This is a genomic window from Nannocystis pusilla, assembly GCF_026626665.1.
Taxonomy (GTDB): domain Bacteria; phylum Myxococcota_A; class Polyangia; order Nannocystales; family Nannocystaceae; genus Nannocystis; species Nannocystis pusilla.
Genome location: NZ_JAPNKE010000002.1, coordinates 5,961,118 through 5,981,053, shown reverse-complemented (window position 1 = coordinate 5,981,053; position 19,936 = coordinate 5,961,118). Strand labels below are relative to the sequence as shown.

At 71.4% G+C, this 19,936-nt stretch carries 17 protein-coding genes and 2 pseudogenes; 7 read left to right on the top strand and 12 right to left on the bottom strand.

The window, feature by feature from the left end:
• Positions 1 to 101: 101 nt before the first annotated feature.
• From OV079_RS58615 to OV079_RS26390, 7 genes and pseudogenes are all read right to left on the bottom strand, one after another.
• Positions 102 to 611 (bottom strand): annotated as a pseudogene (locus tag OV079_RS58615) (serine/threonine-protein kinase); the annotation flags it as partial.
• 496 nt (positions 612 to 1,107) lie between these two features.
• Positions 1,108 to 1,950: a mechanosensitive ion channel domain-containing protein gene (locus OV079_RS26415; protein ID WP_267771687.1), complete on the bottom strand. Its 843-nt coding sequence runs from the start codon at positions 1,948 to 1,950 to the stop codon at positions 1,108 to 1,110.
• A complete protein-coding gene (locus tag OV079_RS26410) occupies positions 1,950 to 2,813 on the bottom strand; it encodes an RNA polymerase sigma factor (protein WP_267771686.1) in 864 nt (287 codons plus the stop codon). Before OV079_RS26410 ends, OV079_RS26415 begins: the two co-directional genes overlap by 1 nt.
• A gap of 1 nt (position 2,814) precedes the next feature.
• Positions 2,815 to 2,943 carry a hypothetical protein gene (locus OV079_RS26405; RefSeq protein WP_267771685.1) on the bottom strand — a complete coding sequence of 43 codons (129 nt, stop codon included), beginning with the start codon at positions 2,941 to 2,943 and terminating at the stop codon, positions 2,815 to 2,817.
• Positions 2,944 to 3,480: 537 nt separating this feature from the next.
• Positions 3,481 to 3,891, bottom strand: a complete 411-nt coding sequence (locus OV079_RS26400) for a hypothetical protein (RefSeq protein ID WP_267771684.1) — start codon at positions 3,889 to 3,891, stop codon at positions 3,481 to 3,483.
• A gap of 715 nt (positions 3,892 to 4,606) precedes the next feature.
• Complete coding sequence (locus tag OV079_RS26395; RefSeq protein ID WP_267771683.1) at positions 4,607 to 5,083, bottom strand: hypothetical protein; 477 nt, start codon at positions 5,081 to 5,083, stop codon at positions 4,607 to 4,609.
• Between the two features lie 558 nt (positions 5,084 to 5,641).
• The gene (locus tag OV079_RS26390) at positions 5,642 to 6,109 is read right to left on the bottom strand and encodes an OmpA family protein (RefSeq protein WP_267771682.1); all 468 of its coding nucleotides are present in this window, start codon (positions 6,107 to 6,109) and stop codon (positions 5,642 to 5,644) included.
• Between the two features lie 235 nt (positions 6,110 to 6,344).
• On the opposite strand from OV079_RS26390, the gene OV079_RS26385 reads away from it, so the two are divergent.
• Entirely contained in the window at positions 6,345 to 7,013 is a 669-nt protein-coding gene (locus OV079_RS26385; RefSeq protein WP_267771681.1) for a hypothetical protein, read from the top strand.
• A 121-nt stretch (positions 7,014 to 7,134) separates the two neighbouring features.
• On the opposite strand, the gene OV079_RS26380 is transcribed toward OV079_RS26385, so the two are convergent.
• On the bottom strand, positions 7,135 to 8,097 hold the full coding sequence (locus tag OV079_RS26380) for a hypothetical protein (protein ID WP_267771680.1): 963 nt from the start codon (positions 8,095 to 8,097) through the stop codon (positions 7,135 to 7,137).
• An 875-nt stretch (positions 8,098 to 8,972) separates the two neighbouring features.
• Here OV079_RS26380 and OV079_RS56245 point away from each other — a divergent pair.
• The 6 genes from OV079_RS56245 (at position 8,973) to OV079_RS26350 (ending at position 16,459) form a co-directional block, all read left to right on the top strand.
• Positions 8,973 to 10,418 carry a protein kinase domain-containing protein gene (locus OV079_RS56245; protein ID WP_267771679.1) on the top strand — a complete coding sequence of 482 codons (1,446 nt, stop codon included), beginning with the start codon at positions 8,973 to 8,975 and terminating at the stop codon, positions 10,416 to 10,418.
• Positions 10,367 to 11,167, top strand: a complete 801-nt coding sequence (locus OV079_RS26370) for a serine/threonine-protein kinase (protein WP_267771678.1) — start codon at positions 10,367 to 10,369, stop codon at positions 11,165 to 11,167. The genes OV079_RS56245 and OV079_RS26370 overlap by 52 nt, the downstream gene beginning before the upstream one ends.
• 8 nt (positions 11,168 to 11,175) lie before the next feature.
• Positions 11,176 to 12,327, top strand: coding sequence for a tetratricopeptide repeat protein (locus tag OV079_RS26365; RefSeq protein ID WP_267771677.1), 1,152 nt, complete (start codon positions 11,176 to 11,178; stop codon positions 12,325 to 12,327).
• A 195-nt stretch (positions 12,328 to 12,522) separates the two neighbouring features.
• A complete protein-coding gene (locus tag OV079_RS26360; protein ID WP_267771676.1) occupies positions 12,523 to 13,461 on the top strand; it encodes an ADYC domain-containing protein in 939 nt (312 codons plus the stop codon).
• 227 nt (positions 13,462 to 13,688) lie between these two features.
• On the top strand, positions 13,689 to 14,918 hold the full coding sequence (locus tag OV079_RS26355) for a vWA domain-containing protein (protein WP_267771675.1): 1,230 nt from the start codon (positions 13,689 to 13,691) through the stop codon (positions 14,916 to 14,918).
• Positions 14,919 to 15,748: 830 nt separating this feature from the next.
• Complete coding sequence (locus OV079_RS26350) at positions 15,749 to 16,459, top strand: hypothetical protein (protein WP_267771673.1); 711 nt, start codon at positions 15,749 to 15,751, stop codon at positions 16,457 to 16,459.
• A gap of 48 nt (positions 16,460 to 16,507) precedes the next feature.
• Here OV079_RS26350 and tnpA read toward each other — a convergent pair.
• The 4 genes and pseudogenes from tnpA to OV079_RS26335 form a co-directional block, all read right to left on the bottom strand.
• Positions 16,508 to 16,612: pseudogene (tnpA, locus tag OV079_RS58610) on the bottom strand (IS66 family insertion sequence element accessory protein TnpA); the annotation flags it as partial.
• Positions 16,609 to 16,809 (bottom strand): hypothetical protein, encoded by a 201-nt coding sequence (locus OV079_RS26345; RefSeq protein WP_267771672.1) that lies wholly within the window; start codon positions 16,807 to 16,809, stop codon positions 16,609 to 16,611. The pseudogene tnpA and the gene OV079_RS26345, both read right to left, overlap by 4 nt.
• Positions 16,810 to 16,854: 45 nt before the next feature.
• Positions 16,855 to 17,250, bottom strand: coding sequence for a peptidoglycan-binding domain-containing protein (locus OV079_RS26340; protein WP_267771671.1), 396 nt, complete (start codon positions 17,248 to 17,250; stop codon positions 16,855 to 16,857).
• 1,214 nt (positions 17,251 to 18,464) lie between these two features.
• The gene (locus OV079_RS26335; protein ID WP_267771670.1) at positions 18,465 to 19,925 is read right to left on the bottom strand and encodes an nSTAND1 domain-containing NTPase; all 1,461 of its coding nucleotides are present in this window, start codon (positions 19,923 to 19,925) and stop codon (positions 18,465 to 18,467) included.
• Positions 19,926 to 19,936 lie beyond the last annotated feature (11 nt).

Sequence of the window (19,936 nt, the reverse complement as noted above, 5' to 3'; positions counted from 1 at the left end):
CGAACGGCCGCGCGCCGCACAGCGCCTCGTAGAGCGCGGCGCAAGCTGAACTGGTCGGAGCGCGGGTCGGCGAGGCGGTCGGCGAACTGCTCGGGCGACATGTACGCCGGCGTGCCGAGGAGCACGCCGGCGGCGGTCAGCCGCACCTGCGGGTCGCGCTTGTCGGGCGCGAGCGCGGGCTCGTCGTCCTCGTCGCCCCAGGTGACCAGGCCGAAGTCGACCACGCGCGCGCGGCCGTCGTCGCCGACGAGCACGTTCTCGGGCTTGAAGTCGCGGTGGACCAGCCCCTGCGCGTGCGCGGCGGCGAGGCCACGACCTGCCTGAACGAACATGTCCAAAAGTTCTCGTTGCGACCCGGCGGCGGCGCGCCAGCGGGTCGTCCACGCGCGCAGGGTGCGGCCGGCGACGTACTCCATGGCGATGAAGATCCGCCCGGCCGAGGCGCTGACCTCGAAGATCTGGACCACGTTGGGGTGCGACAGCTGGGCCAGCGCCTTGGCCTCGTGGAGGATCCGCCCGTGCGCGCTGCTGCCCCGGGAGTCGGTGCGGACGCGCTTGATGGCGACGCGGCGGTCGAGCTGCTCGTCGTAGGCGACGTAGACGACGCCCATGCCGCCCTGGCCGAGCACGCGCAGCAGGCGGTAGCGGCCGAGGCGATCGCCGGGCGCGTCGGGCTCGGCGACGGGGGAGCGCTCCTCCGGGGTGTGCCGGGCGAGGTCGTCGTACGTCGCCTCGAGGGTGGCCTCCGGGTTCGACGCAGGCGGCGGCGGGCCGAGCCCGGCCCCGCTCTGCTCGACGGTGGTCGCGGCCGCCCTGGCGCTCGCCGCCCGTGTCTCGGAGCCCGACACGTCGCCAGTATGCCAGCCTCGGTCTTGGTTCTCAGAGGGCATCGCACTACTCCATCACGGGTTCGGACCTGATCGCGGCCTCAGCCGCGCCGCGATCGCACTGGCACATTGGCCGGTCGTGGGCAGACGAGGCCGCTGTGCCGCGCATGATGGCGCGTCACGACGATCGCTGCGGTGTCACTCGTCCGGGCAGCGGCGCCTGTCCGCTGCGGTGGCTGTCACTCTCGGGGCAGCGCCGCGGCGCGGCGCTGCGTGTAGGTCACACCTCGTCGGGAGGCCGGCTGTCGAGGTCGGCGCGGGCCTTGGCGCCGAGGCGCGACAGGCCGATGTTGTGATCGAGGAGCACCTTGCAGGGCACCGCGACCTCGCCCTCGGCGGTCTTGAGGACCACGCACACGCCGAAGTAGCGGATGACCACGCCCTCGACGTCGCCGACGCGGAGGGTGTCGCCGGGGCGGGCCAGGCGGCTGAGGAAGTGGCCGGCGACGAGGTTGTGGAACGAATGGCGCGAGCCGAGCGCGAACGCCAGGGCGATCGCGGCGGCCGTGATCGCGGCGAGGACGATCAGCAGGGTCTCGATCAGCGAGGTCTCGAGGCCGGCCTGATCGCCGGCGACGATCACCGCCACCGTCATCACGCCGTAGTAGGCGAGGTTGCCGAGCAGCTCGGGGCGGTCGACGTCGCCGCGGCGCTGGCCGAAGCCGATCGCGGCGCGCCGGACCACCCCGGCCACGCCGGCGCCGACGCACAGCACCAGGCCGGCGGCGGCCAGGCGCGGCAAGAAGGCGATCAGCGCGGCGGCGCCGGCGGACAGCGCCTCGAGGCCGAGGATGTCGGCCGCGGCGGCGCCGGTGGCGAGCAGGCCGGCGGCCCACACGAGCCCGCCGACGAGGTGGGCCACGCCCTTGCGGACCCCGATCGCGTAGAGCAGGCGGGCCGCGCCGGCGCGCTCGGCCAGCGCGTCGAGCCCGGACTTCTCGATGGCCCAGCGCGCCATGCGGCTGGCGATCGCCGAGGCGACGAGTCCGCCGACCACGACCGCGACAAACAGCGCGGCCGTCGGCAACAGCCTGCTGACCTCTTGTGCAAGATCATTGAACATCACTCGTCCTCCTCGTCGTGTGGATCGTCGGTGGTCTCGGCGGTCAGCAGCGAGCCGGCGATGTTGCCCGTCTCGACCGCGACCGACGCGAGCAGGGCGACCGCGCTGGGCGGGCGCACTGCCTCGACCGCCGCGACCTGATCGATCTCGTGTTTGACGCGGTCGCCGAAGTCGGCCGCGAGCGACACGAGCTCCTCGCGCAGCACCTCGAAGACGCCGTGGATCCAGTCCGACTCAAGCAAGTCCGGTGTCGCCACGTCGACCTCCTCGCTTCGCGTACTCGCGCTGAAATCGGTCCTCGCCCGCGTGAGCCGCATCTTCGCCGCCGACTCGCCGATCTCGAGCACATCGGCGATCTCCTTGAGCGGCAGCTCCTCGACGAAGCGCAGCACCATGATCTCGCGGTAGGGGTAGGCCAGCTCGCCGAGGACCCGCTTGAGCAGGTCGCGCTCGCCGAGCTGGCCCGTCATCGACTCGCCGCTGAGCGTCATCGGCAGGCCGCTCTCCTCCTCGTAGCGGGCCCGCGTCCGCGAGTCGCGGCGGTGATTGAAGGCCAGGCGGCGGGCGATCACGCGGAGCCAGCCGCGGAAGCGGGCCCCGTCGTCGCAGTCCTCGATCGCCAAGAAGGCGCGGACGAACGCGTCCTGGGCCACGTCCTCGGCGTCGCTCTGGTTGCCGAGCAGGTGCGTCAGCAGGCGGACCAGCCACTGCTGATGGCGATCGACGAGGGTCTCGAACGCGAGCTGACCGGGGAGGCCGCGCTGGGCCGCCGCTCGCACCAGCGAGGCGTCGTCGGGCTCGATCGTCATGAATTCGCCCTGGGGTCCGTCGGCGGCCCCGATTTCGCCCTGCGAGCGCGGCATGTCAAGCGCTCCACCAGCCTTCGCGGCGGCCGCGCGGCGCGGCGTGGGCCTCGTGCAGCGCGTCGCCGGGGCTCGCCGAGATCGTGACGGCCGCGGCGGCGTGGCCCGACACGGGTTCGTTCGTCTCCACGGCGAGCGCGGCGCCCGGGCGGCGAGGCGCGGCAGATCGGTCGTGGCGCGCGAGCTCTCGCACGGGCGCCGGGAGGCCGACGTCGCGAAAGACAGGGGCTCCGGGCCCCGGCGCGGGGTCGAGGTCAAGCGCCCTCGTGGGGCCGGCCGCGGCGCCGGAGGGCAGCGGCGTGAGGTGCAGCGACATGCTGGGGTCTCCGCATTCGAATCGGGCGAGAGAGGGCGCGGGCCGACGAGCCGCGCCCCGCAGGACGGCTTCATGACGGGGTCATCGCGGTTCGCGTCGGGCGTCGGCCCTGCCTGCGCGGGTGGCATGATTGCTCCTCGGCGACAGGGGCGGGCGGCGCTGTAAATATTGGTGTCTCATGGGTCGGCTCTCCATTGTCGGCAGCGGCGCGTCGCGGGCGGCCGCGAGGGCGTGGCTGCCCGCGCGCCCTCGCGGCCGCGGCGGGCGATCGTTCAACATTTCTCTCGGCGAAATGAGAGTGTCAGCAGATGGGCCGGCCGGGGCCGACCTCATATTCGCCAAAACATGGACTCACTTGCGCGCCACCACGTCGGCGCTGAAGATCCCCTTGCCGCTGGGGCTCGCCGGGGCCGGATCTTTCTCGAGGGTGATCAGCACCTTGAACGCGAAGCTGGGCGAGCTCGCCTCGAGCTGGCCGCGGCGGTCGCCCTCGTCGTAGGCCAGGGCGCCGGCTCGCACGGCCGGCAGATCGCCGGTCACGAGCCATACGACGAAGGATGTGGCCTCGGTGTCGAGGCGGGACGGCGGCGCCAGGTTGGTGACGTCGAGCGTCACGGCGTAGGTGCCGGTCTTGTTCTTCTTGGCCACGATCTTGGCGTCGGAGCCGAGCGCGGGCGCGTGCGTGGGCGCCTGGACGGTGGTGGCGCAGGCGGAGGTCGAGAGGAGGACAGCGGTGAAGAGGGATACGAGGACGCGTGTCATGATTGGAAGTCAGTCGTCGAAGGGTCTGCCGTACTCACACGGGCCGGGTCGTTCGGGTCACACGAAAAATCGAGGTCGAGGCGAGGCCGGGTCGTGTGGCAACGCTCGCCCCGAGGCCGTGTCCGACCCGCCGTGGAGGGGCTGACCTATACACACGGCTCGAGGCACGGGGGTCACAAGAAAAATTCGCGGCGGCATGTGGGCGGGCGTGGGCGGGCGCCCGCCCATGCTTCGGGGGGCTCGGCGGAGGCTCGGCGCAGCTTTTTGCGGCGGGGACGGCTCGGCGGGAAGAGGAGGTCCGTGGACCCCCGGCGGCCTCGCAGCTCTTGCGGGGAGCGGGGTCGGTAGCGAAGAAGAGGTGACGCTGGCGCGCAGGTCGATGCGCCGCCGCAGCTTGTGCGGGGAGGACGGCGGGTGCGGACCGGCGCCGTGCTCGGGAGTGCTCGCGAGGATTCCCCCAGACTCGCTGAGCCGCTCGCCGTCGATAGCCGCGTCACGACGGGGTCATACGATCGATCTGGGGTAGCGTGAGGGGACGCCTTTTCCATGAAGTGAGGAGCACCGAGACCGGCTTGCGACGCGCCGCTGCGACCTCCGAGCGCCTGCCGGCCCTGCGCGGCACCGCCGAGGCCCTGCTGGAAGCGCTGCGGCGGCGCTGGCCCGAGGCGCTCCCGCTGCCGTTTTTCCTGCGTCTCCATGAGGACGAGCGACGCGCTCAGCTGTCGTCGCTCGTGCTCAGATGATCGAGGAGGTCGTCGACGGACGCGAACTGGACGGTCTCGACGTCGTCGTCCTTCTCGTCGACGATGACTTCGACGACTTCTAGATCCTCGTCGAGCTGCGCGCGGATCCAGCTGTCGGGGAACTGCTTCGGCGCGGCGAAGGACAGCAGGACGGCGTCGGGGAGGACGACCACGGAGCGGAGCGCCAGATCGTCGCGCAGGTCGGTGGTCTCGATCACCGCCTCGTCGCCGACCGCCTCCTCGATGTCCCCGGCGATCGCGTCGACGATCTGCCGCCATTGCGCCGTCGTGATCGTCAGGATCCGTCGGACACCGGCGAGGAGGGCGCCCGCGTCCAGATCCGGCCGCTCCTCGAGCTCGGGGTCGACGTTGACCATGACGTCGGCCCCGGCGGCAGGCAGGTGCGCCGCGCCGACGACGATCCCGTCGGTCGCGTACGGCGTTGACAATAGCCCGCTCCTGGCGAGCTCGTCGCGCAATCGATCGATCTGCTGCATTGTCGTCATGCCTCGTCGCCGCCGGATGAACTTCCGAATCGTCCGATGCGCTGTGCGCGATGTCGAGCCGGGCGTCCGAGCAAGCGGCGCGAGTGTAGCCGAGCGGCCGTCGTCCGCAGGACCCGGAAAGGCCGCGCGGGGCCGGGCGCGAGGGCCGCGAGGCGCGCGTCGGCAATTCATGAAAAACACGCCGGAGCTCGCCGCCTTGCCATACGGCGAGCTCCGGCGTCGGGCGCCAGCGAGGGATGTCTCGCGTATCCCTCGTCGACAGCTTGTGATGAGCACGCCGAAGTTTGCCGTTCACAAGATCGACGGCGCGCTCCGGCGTCGTATGCGCCTAGCGATGACTCGGCCAGCAGCTGGGGGACGAGCCCGCCGCCTTTTCAGGTCGACGGCGAGCTCTGATTCGTGGGCCGCGAGGGATGCCTCGCGGTCACGGGTCGGTCGGTGTTCCGGAGCTCGCCGAGGCTCGCCGTCGCGGGCGAGTCGCGGCGATGGTCGGCTCGCGGTTCACTCGGTGAGCAGCTTGTACTCGATGCGGCGATTGATGGCGCGGCCCTTCGAGGTCGTGTTGTCGGCGATCGGCTCGTCGGGGCCGGCGCCGCGGGTCTGCAGGCGCTCGGGCGAGATACCGGCGCCGACCAGGTAGTCGCGGACGGACTCGGCGCGCCGGCGCGACAGGTCGACGTTGACCTCGCGCGAGCCGGTGTTGTCGGTGTGGCCGACGATCTCGACGCGCAGGTCCGGGAAGTCCTTGAGCACCTTGACCGTGCCGTCCATCGTCTTCTTCGAAGTCGGCTTGATGGTCGCCTTGCCGAGGTCGAAGTAGATGCCCTTGATGACGCCGGTGAAGCGAGTGACGGCCGCGGGCAGCTCGTCGGGGCAGCCGTCGGTGTCCTCGAAGCCGTTGCGGTTCTCCGGCTTGTCGACGCACTTGTCGTCGGGGTCGAGGATCTTGTCGCCGTCGCTGTCGCGCACGGGGCAGCCGTCGGGCGCGACGCCGGGCTCTTCGGGGCACTTGTCGTCGGCGTCGAGGAAGCCGTCGCGGTCGCGGTCGGGCGGCGGGCAGCCGTCGGGTTCGATGCCGGGGACCGTCGGACACTGGTCCTTCAGAATCGAACACCTTGTCGCCGTCGGAGTCGCGGTCGGGGCAGCCGTTGGGCAGGTCGCCGGGCTCGTCCGGACACTGGTCGTCCTTGTTGGGCACGCCGTCGTGGTCGCGGTCCGGGTCCTCCTTCGGGGCCGGCGCGGGCTTCTTGCGCCCGAGCGTGAGCGAGGCGCCGGCGAGGACCTCGAGGTGGCTGGTGCCGTCGGTCTGCTGGGCCGCCTGGGCGGCGATCAAGTGGCGGGCGTCGAGGCGCAGCGTGAACATGCGCGTGACGTGGAACTTCACGCCGATGCCGTAGTGGCCGATCGGGTCGATGTCGTTACCGGCGACCCCGGGCTTCGAGCGCAGGCCCATGAGGCCGTAACCGCCGAGGATGAACGGGACCACCCGGAAGAACGGCAACTGCAAGATGCCGTGGCCGCGGAAGGCGTAGAGCAGGGCGCTCCCGCCGGGGTCGTAGGTGACCGGCAGTGCCGCGCCCTCGAGCTCGAGGCCGAGGAAGCTCAGCGGGAAGTAGGCCACCCGCAAGCCGCCCTCGAACGACGGCCGGCGCAGCGGCTCCTGAGGAGCGGTCGCTGGGTCGTAGAAATCGTGGTAGCGGGCGAATACCGCCGTGCCGAGGAAGATGCCGATCTCGGCGGTGTTGCGCTCGGGGTGGTACCGCCGGATGCCGGACTCTTCGCTCGCCGTCTTCTTACTCTTCTCGGCGGCGCTGGCCTCGGTCCATGGAGCTCCGGCCACCGCGAGCGCGACCAGGAGCGTGTTCCTGCGTAGTGTCTTCAATGCCATTCTCCTTGGGATCAAACTGGGTCACGAGAAAACCACACTGGCGGACTCGACCGCAGGCGCGGCGGTCGAGTCACGTTCGTTCCGGGCGGCGGGCGCCCGCGCGCGATCAGAGCACGAAGCCGAAGATCGGGCACACCGCCAGGCCGCACTCGCCGAGCAGGCCGCATTCCCCCAGGACGTTGTTGACCGTGTTGAGCACGGTGGGCAGGCTGACCTGGCACTGGAGCCCGCAGAAGACCGCGTTGCCGCCGTTCTCCGCGCAGCCCAGCAGGCACAGACAGTCGACGTCCTGGTTGCACTCGATCCAGGCGTCGCAGCAGTTGGCCTTGAGGCACACGTCGCAGCCGCTGTCTCCCGGCCCCGGCTCGCACAGGCCGGCCGTGTCGGAGTCGCTGTCGCTGACGGTGCCCATGGAGTCGGTGCCGTTGCTGTCGCTGACGGTGCCCATGGAGTCGGTGCCGTTGCTGTCGCTGACGGTACCCATGGAGTCGGTGCCGAGGGTGCCGTTGCTGTCGCTGACGGTACCCATGGAGTCGGTGCCGAGGGTGCCGTTGCTGTCGCTGACGGTGCCCATGGAGTCGGTGCCGACGGTGCCGTTGCTGTCGCTGACGGTGCCCATGGAGTCGGTGCCGTTGCTGTCGCTGACGGTGCCGACGGAGTCGGTGCCGACGGAGTCGGTGCCGACGGAGTCGGTGCCGTCGCTGTCGCTGACGGTGCCGACGGAGTCAGTGTTGGAATTGCTGGCCGGACCGTTGGAGTCGGTGACCGAATCCGAGCCGTCGGAGTCGGTCGCCGAGACCTGCCCCTCGGTGGGCGCGGTGGCCTGCGAGTCCGAGTTTGAATCGGAGCCGCTCTGGCTGTCCGTGGCCGTGGCCGAAGCCGAGGCCGACACGCTGGCGCTGGCGCTGGCGCTGGCGCTGGCCGTGTCCGTGGCGGACGCGGGGCCGGCCGAGGCCGAGTCCGATGCGGTGTCGGTGGCCGTGTCGATCAATTGGTCGCTATTGCAGGCGTACCCGCCGAACGTCAGCGCAGTCGCCAGCGCGAAGAAGCGTAATTCATTGCGTCGCATGTCCATACCTCGATCCTCCCATGCGCCGCCCGCTGGCGGCGCTCTCACTATTCTCGCGGGTCGAACCTCTCATGGCCCATATCCTCGGTCAAGCGCCAATCCCAAGACCGTCTTCGCCCCGGTCCGCAGTTGTGCGGCTCGCCACAAGCGGCGGAGATTCCCGGGATTCGCGGCGATCGAACGCATTCACTGCGTAACGGCAGGGTGCGCATCAGCGACCCTCTCCGACCCCGCGGCGCAAGATGCGGCGCTTGCTGATAGAGCTCCCCGCGAGACCTTCGGTAGGGGGCTCTGCCAGTGTTCACGCGGCGGCATACATTCCGGCCGCGAATTGTTTCTCGCTAACACTGTTATCATTGCGGCACCGAGAGATGAACCGGCCGTCGGGTGAATGGGCAGAGCGGACTCGACAATACATCGCGCCGAACAGGTATTCGGCGCAATCCCATGCGGCGAACAAAGGCTAGACAATCATTGTATTGGCTACTGCATGGACACGTCCGCGCGGCGGTTCGACGGCGTGTCCGTGTCCGCCGGGCTGCGGACCCTTGTGCGGACGGGCGACCGTTGCCCGCAATGAGACCGAACGCCGGCGACTGGCGCTGGTGTTGAATTGTCCGACACCACCCGCGCGGCGGCCATCTGCAGGCGGTCGGAAAGATGAATCGAAGTTCGCCGTCGGCAACAGCATATTGCCATGGAAACGATGTTCCATTGCGAGCGAGAACGTGTTCCATCCGCGCGCCCCGGCGCGGCGGCGGGTGAAATTCGTCTGCTCCACAATTAATGTGGAGATTCGCGGCCCGGTCCGACGCTGGCTTGATCGGTTGGAGCGCGTCTTGTAAGACTCCGGAGCGCCGCCGGACGAAGTCGCCGTGGATTCACCTCACCGCCCGATTCCCGGCGCCTGGGATCATTTCTCCGAGCTCGACCTGCACCGACTCGATTTGGCGGCGCGGATCCTGGCGCGCAAAGCCGCGCCCTGTCGGTCGCGCGACCTGCTGGTCCAGGCCGGAGAGGAGATGGCGCGCTCGGCCGAAGAGGCCAGCGTGCTGACGGCCATCGCCGTGCTCATCCGCCTCAGCGCGGCGGCGGTGGCCTCGGCGGACGCGTCCGCCGAGGCCACCATCCGGGAGCACGCGGCGCGGCTGCTCGAGGCGCTCGACGACCCCGACGACGCCGCGCTGGTCCGCGGCTGGCTGCGCCACGTGCCGTGGCAGCGGGTCGGGATCACCACGCTGCGCCGCATCCGTCGCGCGCTGCGGCGCGGGCTGTCGGCCGGGCCGCCGCGGGTGAGCGTGTCCGAGAGCGACGGGTGGAGCGACCTGCTGGACGCGCTGGCGCGTACGCTCGCGGTGGAGCGAGATAAAGAGGTATGGATCGACGCGGGCGAGGGCGACGCCGACCCGGACACGCTGCGGCGGCGGGCCGAGACGACGCGGGCGCTGCTGGTCGAGGGCGCGGCGATGGCCGGCCTCGGCGGCCGCGGCCCGACGCGCAGCACCGTGAGCTCGCAGTCGGGACAGACGGTGCGGGTGTCGACGCGAATCGTCTCGGTCCAGCCGGGTGAGACGATCGGCCGCTTCACGGTGCTCGATCGCCTTGGAAGCGGCGCGATGGGGGCTGTCTATTCAGCTTACGACCCGAAGCTCGACCGCAAGATCGCGCTCAAGCTATTGCACACGCGCAGCCAGGACAATTCGTCCCGCGGCAACACCCGCCTGCTGCGAGAGGCCCAGGCGATGGCCCGCCTGTCCCACCCGAACGTGGTCGTGGTCCACGACGTCGGCACGCACCGCCAGGACGTGTTCCTGGCGATGGAATTCATCCGCGGCAAGACGCTGCAGGCCTGGTCCGAGGAGCGCCCCCGCAGCTGGCAAGAAGTGGTGGCGACGTACCGCCAGGCCGGCGCCGGGCTGGCGGCCGCCCACGCGGCCGGGCTGGTCCACCGCGACTTCAAACCCGCCAACGCGATGGTCGGCGAGGACGGGCGCGTGCGCGTGCTCGACTTCGGCCTGTGTGCCACCACGACCGCCCGCATCGAGCCCAACCTGCGCGCCGGCTCGGGCGCCGAATTGCCGCTGTGGGTCGGGCGCGAGTTCGTGGGCACGCCGGCGTACATGTCGCCGGAACAGTTCCGCGCCGAGGTCGTCGGCGCCGCCTCCGATCAATTCAGCTTTTGCGTGGCGCTCTACGAGGCGCTGTACGGCCAGCGCCCGTTCGCCGGCGAGACGACGCAGAGCATCGCGCTGTCGGTCGGGTACGGCGAATGCGGGCACCGCCGGCGGGCACCCACGTGCCGGCCTGGCTGCTCGCGGTGATCGCCCGCGGCCTGCGGCCCGAGCCCGAGTCGCGCTGGCCGTCGATGGAAGATCTGCTGCGAGCGCTCGACCGCAGCCGCTCGCGCGTGCGACCGACGCTGGCCGCGGCCACGCTGGCGGCCGTGCTGGCGGGCGCGGGCGGCTACCTGGCGGCCAGGCCGGCGCCGGTCGACGAGACCTGCAATGGTTCGGGGCAGGAGATCGCGGCGATCTGGGGCGCGCGCGAGCGCGAGGAGATCGATCGCCGCTTCGCGGGCCTGGGCCCGTATCACTCGACCGAGCTGTGGCCGCCGATCGCCGCCGCGCTCGACGCCTACGCCGGAGGCTGGATGACCGCACATAAAAATGCGTGCCTGGCCCACCGGCGCGGTGAGAATTCGGAGGCGCTGCTCGATCAAAGAATGGTGTGCCTGGCCCAGCGCAAGGCTGGTCTGGGCGAGGCGATCGCGGTGCTGCGCGCGGCCGACGGCGAGGTCGCGGCGCGCGGGCTCGAGATCATCCGCGGCCTGCAGCCGGTCGACGATTGCGCCGACCTGCGCGCGCTGGCCAATGAGGCGCCGCTGCCCGAAGACCCGGAGCTGCGGGCGGCGCTGGCCGACCAGCGCGCGCGGCTCGAGCGGGTCGGCGCGCTCGACCGCGCCGGTCGCGAGATCGCGGCGATCGAGCTGGCCGAGGAGGTGCTGGCCGCGGCCCACGCCCTGCGTCGCGGCCGGCCCTGGCCGAGGCGCTGCTCGCCCGCGCCCGGCTGACGATTCACATGAACAGCCGCTGGGCCGACGACGAGGCGCTGCTGACTCGCGCCTACCTGACGGCCTTCGGGGCGAAGGTCGACGAGACCGCGCTCGAGGCGTTGGCGCTGCGGATCCACCGGCGCAGCCGCGAGCTCGGGCAGGCCGAGCAGACGCGCGAGGACATCGCCCTCGCCCGCGAATACGCGGCGCGTCTGCAGGGACCGGCGCGCCTGTCGGGCCAGGTGCTCAACAGCATGGGCTCGGCGCTGCTCGCCATCGGCGACCTGCACCAGGCCGAGGTCACGCTGCGCGAGGCGCTGGCGGTGCGGATGGCGGCCCTGGGCCCGCGCCACGTCGACGTCGGCTTCACGCTGGGCAACCTGGCGCTGGTGGTCTCCGGCACGGCGGAGCGCGAGACGCTGGTGCTGCGGGCGCTCGAGATCTTCGAAACCGAGCTCGGGCCGGCCCACCCGCACAGCGCGGTGATCCGCATCGTCGCCAGCGTGTCGCTCACCGATCCGCGCATGGCCGCCGAGGTGCTCGAGCGCGGCTGCTCGGTGCTCGAGCGGTTCGCCGCCGACCGCGTGGCCCAGCGCGCGATGTGCCTGGCCCACCTCGGCCAGCGCCACGAAGAGGCGGGCGAGCTGGCGGCGGCCCGCTCGGCCTGGCGCGAGGCCGCGGCGCTGGCGCGACGACTGACGCCCGACGACACCGCGCTGACGCGCCCGGAGATCGCGCTGATCCGCGGCTACGCGGCGCTGCGCCTGGGCCCGGTCGGCGACGAGATCGCCGAACTGCGGGCCGCCTTTGCGCCGTCGGGCGCGAGCGGCGAATGGTGGCTCGCGGTCCAGCAGGCCGAGCTTCACCTGTGCCTCGGCCTCAACCTCGCCGCGCAGGGCGAGCTCGACGAGGCGCGCCAGCACCTCACGGACGCGGTCGCCGGGCTGGCGTCGGTCACCGTCGCCGCGCAGGCGCGCGACGTGTCGCTGCCGCGGCTGCTGGCGCGGGCCCGCGTCGAGCTGGCGAGCGTGCTGCTGGCCGGCCAGGGCGCGGTGGACCGCCAGCGGGCGCTCGCCGAGCTCGACGCGGCCGAGCAGTGGTTTCGCGGGGCCGGCGACGCGTTCGCCTGGCGCGTCGCGGCGATCGAGGGCCTCCGCGCGAAGACCCGCGGTCGCTGAACGGCGAATCATCGCTCAATGTGCGAGTGGTGGTTGCACGTGGATTCATCACAGCGCATAGGCTCATCACATTGTGCTTGACGGAGACGGGCGCTGGGGTTTAGTGTCCGCGACGTCGGGGGCGGCGAGGTCTTTATGCGGGTACGGGGTGTTTGCGGCACAATCGCGGGTGTAGGTCTCTTGGCGAGCGGATGCGTGGAGGCGCTCGCCGACGACGAATGGGGGGACGAGGCGATCGAGGCGCGCGACGGCGGCTCGACGACCTGCCCGGTGTGGCGCTGCGGGTTCAACTCGGCGGAGGTCAACGGCCGGGCCATCCGCGAGCTCAACCTCGACGGGCTCGCCAACGCCGAGGGCGTGCGGATCGTCGGCTTCGTCCCGCCGGCGCTGGGGCTGCTCAGCCTGCAAGAATCCGAGCTCGGGGTCGAAAAGGGCGCGCTCGTGGCCCGCTCGGCGCAGGGGACCACGCTGCGCGGAGCCCAGCTGATCGGCGCGACGATCCTGGTCCAGTCGCCGGGCTCGCTGCTGCCGCTGCCGATCACGGTGCTGGGGCACCAGAAGATCGATTCGTGGGCGGAGGGCGCGCCGCAGGTTTCCACCTATGCGCTCGTGTACCCCGACCTCAACGCGCTCATCGGTGTGCGCAATGTGTGTACCGGCGACCTGCTCGACGTCCTCACCAGCGCGGTCACGGTGATCGGCGGCGAGACCTACGACCTCGCGACGAAGACGATCCAACCGGACAAGCCCCGCTGGTTGACGCTCGCCTGCGCCGGCTCGGCGGCGGCGAAGCTGCAGTTGATGAACTACGGCCCGCAGTCCGACTTCGACGGCGCCGGCCACCCCGCCAGCCTGGCGCAGCGCCAGGCGACGCTGCGCATGATCACCGCCGATTACTGCGGCACCGGCCACAGCTACACGCAGAACGGCACGCCCCTCCACTGGGAGAACGCGGCCGGCACGGTGGTGAGCGCCGGCGAGCTCGGCGCGATGGAGGCGGTGTGGTCGGCCGGCGGCGCGCTCTGCCTCGAAGCCCAGCGCCTCGCCAGCGCCGAGGTGGCCTGCGACCTGCCGGCCTGCGACGCGTTCTCGCTGGCAGAAGGCGAGTGGGTCACGTACGTACCGGGCGCGTGAGGCGTTCTCGTCGGAGCGGCACGCCGACCCGAGCCGCGATTTCAGGGTGACTTCGACGAAGCGCTGTCACTTGATGTCGTGATTCCGGGTTCGATGGCGTGGCGAGCAGCCCCCGCGCCCGCTCTCCAGGAGGCGACGCGGGCTCGCGTGTGTGCAGCGGCCACCTGTGCGACGATGCGGGCCATGTCTTCGCGTCCTCGTGCCATCCCGCTGCTGGCCTCGCTCGTGTGTCTGTCCGCGTGTGGCGACGACAGCGGCAGGGGGAGTACACCAGCGCCTCGGGCATCAACTCGCTCGGGCCCATCACGTCGGATACGGGCTCGGCCGGGACGGGTCCCTCCTCGGCCGGCACCGAGCCCTCGTCGGCCGGCAGCGGCGGCGAGACCGAAGGCGGTCCGACCTCGACCGTCACGAGCGACGGCAGCGCCGGCACCACGCCCGGCGACCCGACCTCGGGCGGGGCGCCGAAGCTCGATGTCGGCACGGTCGAGACCAGCGGCCCGCCTCCCGACGATACCGGGGAGATCTGCCGCTCCATCTCCGAGGAGGCCAAGCAGACCTACGAGCCGGTCGACATCGTGTTCGCGGTCGACACCTCGGGCAGCATGGTCGACGAGGCCGCGCAGGTGCAGGCCAACATCAACAGCTTCAGCCAGCAGATCATCGACAGCGGCATCGACGTCCACGTGGTGATGCTGGCCGCCGACCCGTTCCTCATCCTGCCGGGCATCTGCGTGCCGGCGCCGCTCGGCTCGGGGATGTGCCCGGCCGACACCAAGCTGCCGAACTACTTCCATTACTCGCAGCCGACCCCGCCGGGGCCGATCGAGAGCGTCGACGGGGCGCGCAAGCTCGTCGAGCTGTTCCCGGTGTACAAGCCGCACCTGCGCCCGGGCGTGCGCAAATACATCGTCATCGTCACCGACGACGACTCGCGCAACGCCGAGGAGAGCTCCGGCGACGCCGGCAAGTATCACAACAACCCGAATGGTTTCATCGCGGATTATACCGCGATCGATCCGATGATGTCGGACGGCATGGGGAATCGAACCTGGCGAATGTCCGGCATCTACGCCTACTCCGCGTGCCCGAACTCGGCCCAGGTCGGCCAGGTGTGGCAGCAGATCGTCAATACCACGGGCGGCGTGAGCGGCGATATTTGCAACTGCAGCTTCGGCAACCCGGCGTGTACGCCGACCTTCCAGGGGGTGTTCGACGAGCTGGCGACGAAGATCATCCAGGGCAGCCAGCCGCTCGCGTGCCAGTGGCAGATCCCCGAGCCCCCATGGGCGAGACGCTCGACCCCGATTACGTCAACGTCGAGTTCATCGACCAGAACGTCGGCGTCCCCGAGACCCTCTACCACGTGGACGGCGCGAACGACTGCGATCCCCTGCTCGGCGGCTGGTATTATGATGACAACGCCGCGCCGAAGAACATCATCCTCTGCCCGGTGAGCTGCGACAAGGTCTCGGCGGCCCCCCAGGGCAGCAAGATCAACCTGCTGTTCGGGTGCAAGACGGAGGTGATTCCGGGCTGACCGGCCAGTCTTGGTGCTCGCCGTCGCCCTGACCGTGCGCCGGTACCCTCCGAGCAGGGCCGGTTGACCTGCGCGCCCGCCCACATTCTGGACGCACGGCCCGCCGCACCACGACGCGCAAATCCTCATCGCGCCATCGCGGCCGATCCCTGAGGCGGCTCTGCTCGCTGGCCCGATCACCGACGACGTCATCGTGCGCACCGTGAAGCTGCCACGTAGCGCTCTGAAGTCGCGGACTTGGGATCCGAGCCGTACCGCGCTCGAGCTCGAGCTCGGTGATGGTCGGCGATGGACTGTCCACAGCCGTCCCTGCGCCGCCGTCTCCGCCGATCGGGAACTCACCGGAGTATGCTTCGAGGCGCGGCAGGAACACCGAGATGCGCCAGCGCGGCGCCGCATGTCCGGCCAGTTCCGCTACCTCGACGGTCAGCCGGTCACGGTCCCAGTGCGCCGCAGCTTGCCCGAAGCCGCGCCGTAAAATCATCGGCGCTGAAAGCGGGCGATCGGTCTCGGCCTCCCTCTGCCGGTCTCCTCGCGCTTCTTTTGACGGCATGGCCGATTCAGATCATCTCCGCGGGTCGGCGAGCGTGACGGAGCGGAAGACGTTGGCGGCGAGACGCTGCTGAGCGTCCTCGTGCTGGCGCGCGGAGCCTGTCAAACAACGTCCCGGCGGAGCGGGGCGTTCTCGAGCTTCGCGCGAGGTCGACGGCGGCGCTCGAGTCTCGATAAGCTCCGCGGATGCGACCGGTGCCGCTTCTCCTCATGCTGATCGTCGGCGGCTGCGAGGCGCGGCCGCCCGCCGCGAGTCCGTCGACCGGACGCGATGTGGGATCTGCTTCGCCCGGGGGGACGACGGTCGTCGCGCCGAAGGAGCCCGCGCCGCCGCCCGCGCCGCCGGATGGGTCCTCGCCGCTCGGGCCCGAGTTCCCCATCGTCAAGATGTGGACGCAGACGACCTTCGCGCACGACCACGGGGACATGACCACGCTGGAGCGGGTCGCGGTCGCGGGCGAGCCGTGTCCGCCCGAGGACGTGCTGCAGCGCGTCGTCGCTCACTGGGGCGGCTGGACGCCCGCGGGCGGGCGCAGCGACGAGGACGTGCTGCGGACGACGCGGGCGTTCATCGAGGCCTGGGACGGGCGCCTGGGCGCGAAGCAGCTGACGGGGGACGAGCCGCCGGACGACCTCGCGTCGTACCTGGGGCGGGGCGGCCGGGCGGGGCGGGGCGTCGCGCCCGGGGAGCCGCCGCTGGTGTATCACCCGCCGCGCTACGAGCTGCGGGGGGAGGGCGGCGTGCGGCTGGTCGTCGCGTCGTACTTCGTGGAGGGGCACATCTCGCAGCGCGGGCGGCACTGGACGTACCGGGTGTGGGCGCTCCGGGTCGAGGACGGCGCGCGCCACCCGATCGGCCCGGACTCGGCGCTGCCGCGGCCGCGCGCGTTCTCCGAGGGGGACTGACGCGGGACGAACGCGAGGCGCCCGCGGGTCCTTCGACTTCCACCACGTCAGCGTCCGCTGGTTGATGCCGGCCTTCGCCGCGTAAGCCCTGCACGACAGGCCGCTCGACTTCCACGCGTCCACGTGGGCCCGCCAGCGCTCTTGCGTCGTCATAGGCCCCACTTCCTGCGCCAGAGCTCCACCCGCTCGCGGATCGTCCTCGGCCTGAAGTCGAGCCGCACCGTATCGCCGATCTCGGTGACATCAAGCCAGAACGAATCCGAGACCAGCAGCGTGAACCTGCCGCGCCTCGGCATCTCCGGCCCCACGATCAGCGCCCCGCGCTCGTCCAAGTTCTCGTCGTCGTCCATCCTCGAACCTCCGAGGCGCTTGGTAGCTCCTCGGGGCCGAGCCCGTCACGACGTGGTTCGTCGTACGCTTACGAACGACGCGCACCAGGCCTGATGCATCATGCCGGTGACGGCCTGGTAGGCCTCGACGTCGGGCCCCCGGTTGTTGCCGCCGACCTCATGCACGCCCCGGGCAGCTTCGATCAGCGCGAGCGCCGTTATGGCGAGCCCGAGCGTGTTGGGGAGTTCGCGCTCGGGCCCGAGCAACGCCTGCCACGTGCGCGGCCCGACGACGCCGTCCGGCTTCCAATGCCTACTCTTCTGAAATGCGACCACCGCGTCATGCGTCGCTCTGGCGAATACGTCGCTCGTACTGGTGATATGATTTTTCGCCGCCAGGGCCGCCTTCAATCGGAGGACGTGCGCTCCCGTGGAGCCGATCTTCAGTTCTGGATCTTGCATGGGCCCATCCATCGTTCTCGCGAGGAGAGTGCGAAATCGATCAATGAACACACTGAGGCACGCAGGCGACCACGTCAAGGCCGCCCGCATGGCATTGGGTGCTGCCTTGAATGTCGTCCTAAATACGTTCTTGCCGGTGTTCCCGCGTCCGGCGGCGAGCCGATGCCGCGCAGTTCGTCAGACGCTTCGGCGCAGCAGGCAAACGCCCAGGTAGCGCCACGGCATGGTCGCGGTAGAGGCATCCATGTTCGTGTTGGGGGCTTCGAACGAAGCCGCGTGAGCCCCCTCGCTCCGCGTGAGGCGCCCTGGTGGCCTTCAGGGTCCGGCGCCGAGCCGCCCGCGCGAGCGGCTCGGTGCGCGCGGTCAGGCTCACTCGGCGGGCGTGGCGGGCTCGGGGCTGGCGGGCGGGGCGGCTGCGGGCGGGTTTGCGGCCGCTGCCGTCCCGCGGACGCACGGGTTCTTCGGGCTCAGGCCTTCCTCGTCGCTCTCGACCTCGATCTGGCGGCGCTGCTGGACCGCGCGGAGGACGATGCGGGCGCTCAGCAGGTCGGGCTGGGCGGCCAGGGCTTCGCGGGCGCAGCGTTCGGCGTCGAGGAACCATTCCTTGGTGAGGTACAGCGACGCCATGCTGCCGAGGCTGGGGCCGTAGTCGGGGGCCTGGACGAGGGCCTTGCGGTAGGACTGCTCGGCCGTCTTGAGGTCGCCGGTGGTCTGGGCGATCCGTCCGAGCATGTCCCACGAGGGGGCGCTCGCCGGGTCGCGCAGGTGGGCCCGCTCGAACCGGCCGCGCGCGTCTTCGGTGCTGCCGCGCTGCAGCAGCAAGAAGGCGTCGCGCCACAGCTCGCGGGCCATCTCGCGGGCCCGGGCGTCGCCGCTGGCGCCGCGCTGCGGGGCCTCGAAGCCGGCCACCTCGGCCAGCACGCGCGCGCGCTGGCGAGTCTCGGCGGCGGCGAGGGCGTCGAGCTCGGCCCGCAGGCGCTCGAGCTCGGGGCCGCGCGAGGCTGTCTCTTTGGTCAGGGCCTTGAGGTCAGCCTCGACCACCGGGCGGGCGGCGGTCGCGGCGGTGAGCTCGGCGGTGAGCTCGCCGTGGCGCTGGACCAGTCCGGTGAGGCGGGCGCCGAGGCCGGGCAGCTCGGCGGCGACGGCGACGAAGTTGGTGAGGTCGGCCGGCTCGTTGTCGCGGCCGCGCGGGCTGAAGCGGGCCATCTCGGCGATCACGCCGCGGGCGGCCTGGACGTCGTCGGCGAGGCCGACGAGGTCGACGTCGAGGCCGCGCGCCTGGGCCCGCAGGCGCTCGACCGCGTGGGCGCCCTCGGCCTTGGCCAGCGACTGCTCGAGCGCCTCGCGGGTGCGGCTGGCGTCGGCGAGCTGCTCCTCGACCCCGGACTTCTCGCCCTCGAGGCCCTTGTAGCGGTCGAGGGCCCACTGCGCGCCGAACCAGCCGGCCACGCCGACGCCGACGAGCAGCAGCAGCAGCAGCGCGACGCGGCGGGCGCGGCGGCGGCGGCGCTGGCTTCGAACCATGTCGCGTTGGACAGGCGCATCGGTTCGAGCAGGCGGTCGTGGGCCAGCTCGTACCAGCGGGTCCCGAGGCGCTCCTCGGCGCGGACGATCCGCTCCTGCTCGAGGCGGTCGACCAGCTTGTTGTTCAGGCCGCCGGTGTGGCGCTTGCCGCGGATCACCGCGCTGCGCTCGCCCTCGGGGGTGAGCAGCTTGTCGCCGATGAAGCGGCGGATCTTCGCCTCCGCGCCCCAGCCGGCGCGGGCGCGGGCGATGCCGGCGTCGAGGTAGCGGACGAGGGCCTCGTCCGGGTCGCGCGGCTTGGCCATCGCGCCGCTGCGGCCGCCGCGGCGCCACTTCTCGTCGCACGCGAGCTGCAGCTGCATCGGTTCGATGAACTCGCTGGGGACCAGCGCCAGCTTGCCGAAGGTGCGCACGCGCCGGTGGCCGAGGTCGGTCGCCAGCTTCTCGGCGTCGGGCTGCGAGAACATCCCGCCGGCGGCGTGGGTCATGACCTCGATCGCGGCCGGACGGCGCAGCGGGTCGAGGCGGAAGCGGACGCGCAGGAGGTCGGGGAGGAGCGGCGCGTAGCGCTCGAGCTCGGCCAGCTGCTCCTCGCGGATCGCCAGGCAGACCCGCACCGGCCGCTCCTCGACCCCGCGCTCGGGCTTGGCGAGGCACTCGACCAGCTCGCGCAGGAACGCCTCGCGCTGCTCCCACTGGGTGGTGTGGGTGGCGAACAGGTCCTCGAATTGGTCGATGATCAGGGCGAGCGGGCGCTCGGGCCGCGGGTCCTGCATCGCCTCGAGGTACGAGGTGATGGTGTGCTTGACGACGCCGTCGAGGTCGCCGTGGTGCCAGTGCATCAGCACGTTGGCGCTGTAGACGTTGCGCAGGTGGATGGGGTTGGTGCCCGGGGGCAAAAGGCCGCCGGGGCGCGCGATCGGCATGACCATGAAGCCGGCGCGCTCGAGCTCGGGCACCAGGCCGGCGGCCAGCAGCGAGGTCTTGCCGGCGCCGGTCGGGCCGTAGAGCACGGTGAGGCGGTTGGCGACCACCAGGGCCGCGAGGTCGCGGCGCTCGCCGGCGCGGCCGTGGAAGCGGTCGCGCTCGCCGGCCTCGTAGGGGCGGGGTCCGGGGAAGGGGCTCTGCGGGCCTGATTTGGGTGCGGACATGGACCTCCGGG

What these genes read in the sequence shown, in the direction of transcription:
- OV079_RS26365 (WP_267771677.1), top strand. Translation starts at nt 11,176, where the DNA reads ATGAACAGCCGCTGGGCCGACGACGAGGCGCTGCTGACTCGCGCCTAC.
- OV079_RS26345 (WP_267771672.1), bottom strand. Translation starts at nt 16,809, where the DNA reads ATGGACGACGACGAGAACTTGGACGAGCGCGGGGCGCTGATCGTGGGG.
- OV079_RS26335 (WP_267771670.1), bottom strand. Translation starts at nt 19,925, where the DNA reads ATGTCCGCACCCAAATCAGGCCCGCAGAGCCCCTTCCCCGGACCCCGC.
- OV079_RS26415 (WP_267771687.1), bottom strand. Translation starts at nt 1,950, where the DNA reads ATGTTCAATGATCTTGCACAAGAGGTCAGCAGGCTGTTGCCGACGGCC.
- OV079_RS26410 (WP_267771686.1), bottom strand. Translation starts at nt 2,813, where the DNA reads ATGCCGCGCTCGCAGGGCGAAATCGGGGCCGCCGACGGACCCCAGGGC.
- OV079_RS26400 (WP_267771684.1), bottom strand. Translation starts at nt 3,891, where the DNA reads ATGACACGCGTCCTCGTATCCCTCTTCACCGCTGTCCTCCTCTCGACC.
- OV079_RS26340 (WP_267771671.1), bottom strand. Translation starts at nt 17,250, where the DNA reads ATGCAAGATCCAGAACTGAAGATCGGCTCCACGGGAGCGCACGTCCTC.
- OV079_RS26380 (WP_267771680.1), bottom strand. Translation starts at nt 8,097, where the DNA reads ATGCGACGCAATGAATTACGCTTCTTCGCGCTGGCGACTGCGCTGACG.
- OV079_RS26370 (WP_267771678.1), top strand. Translation starts at nt 10,367, where the DNA reads ATGCGGGCACCGCCGGCGGGCACCCACGTGCCGGCCTGGCTGCTCGCG.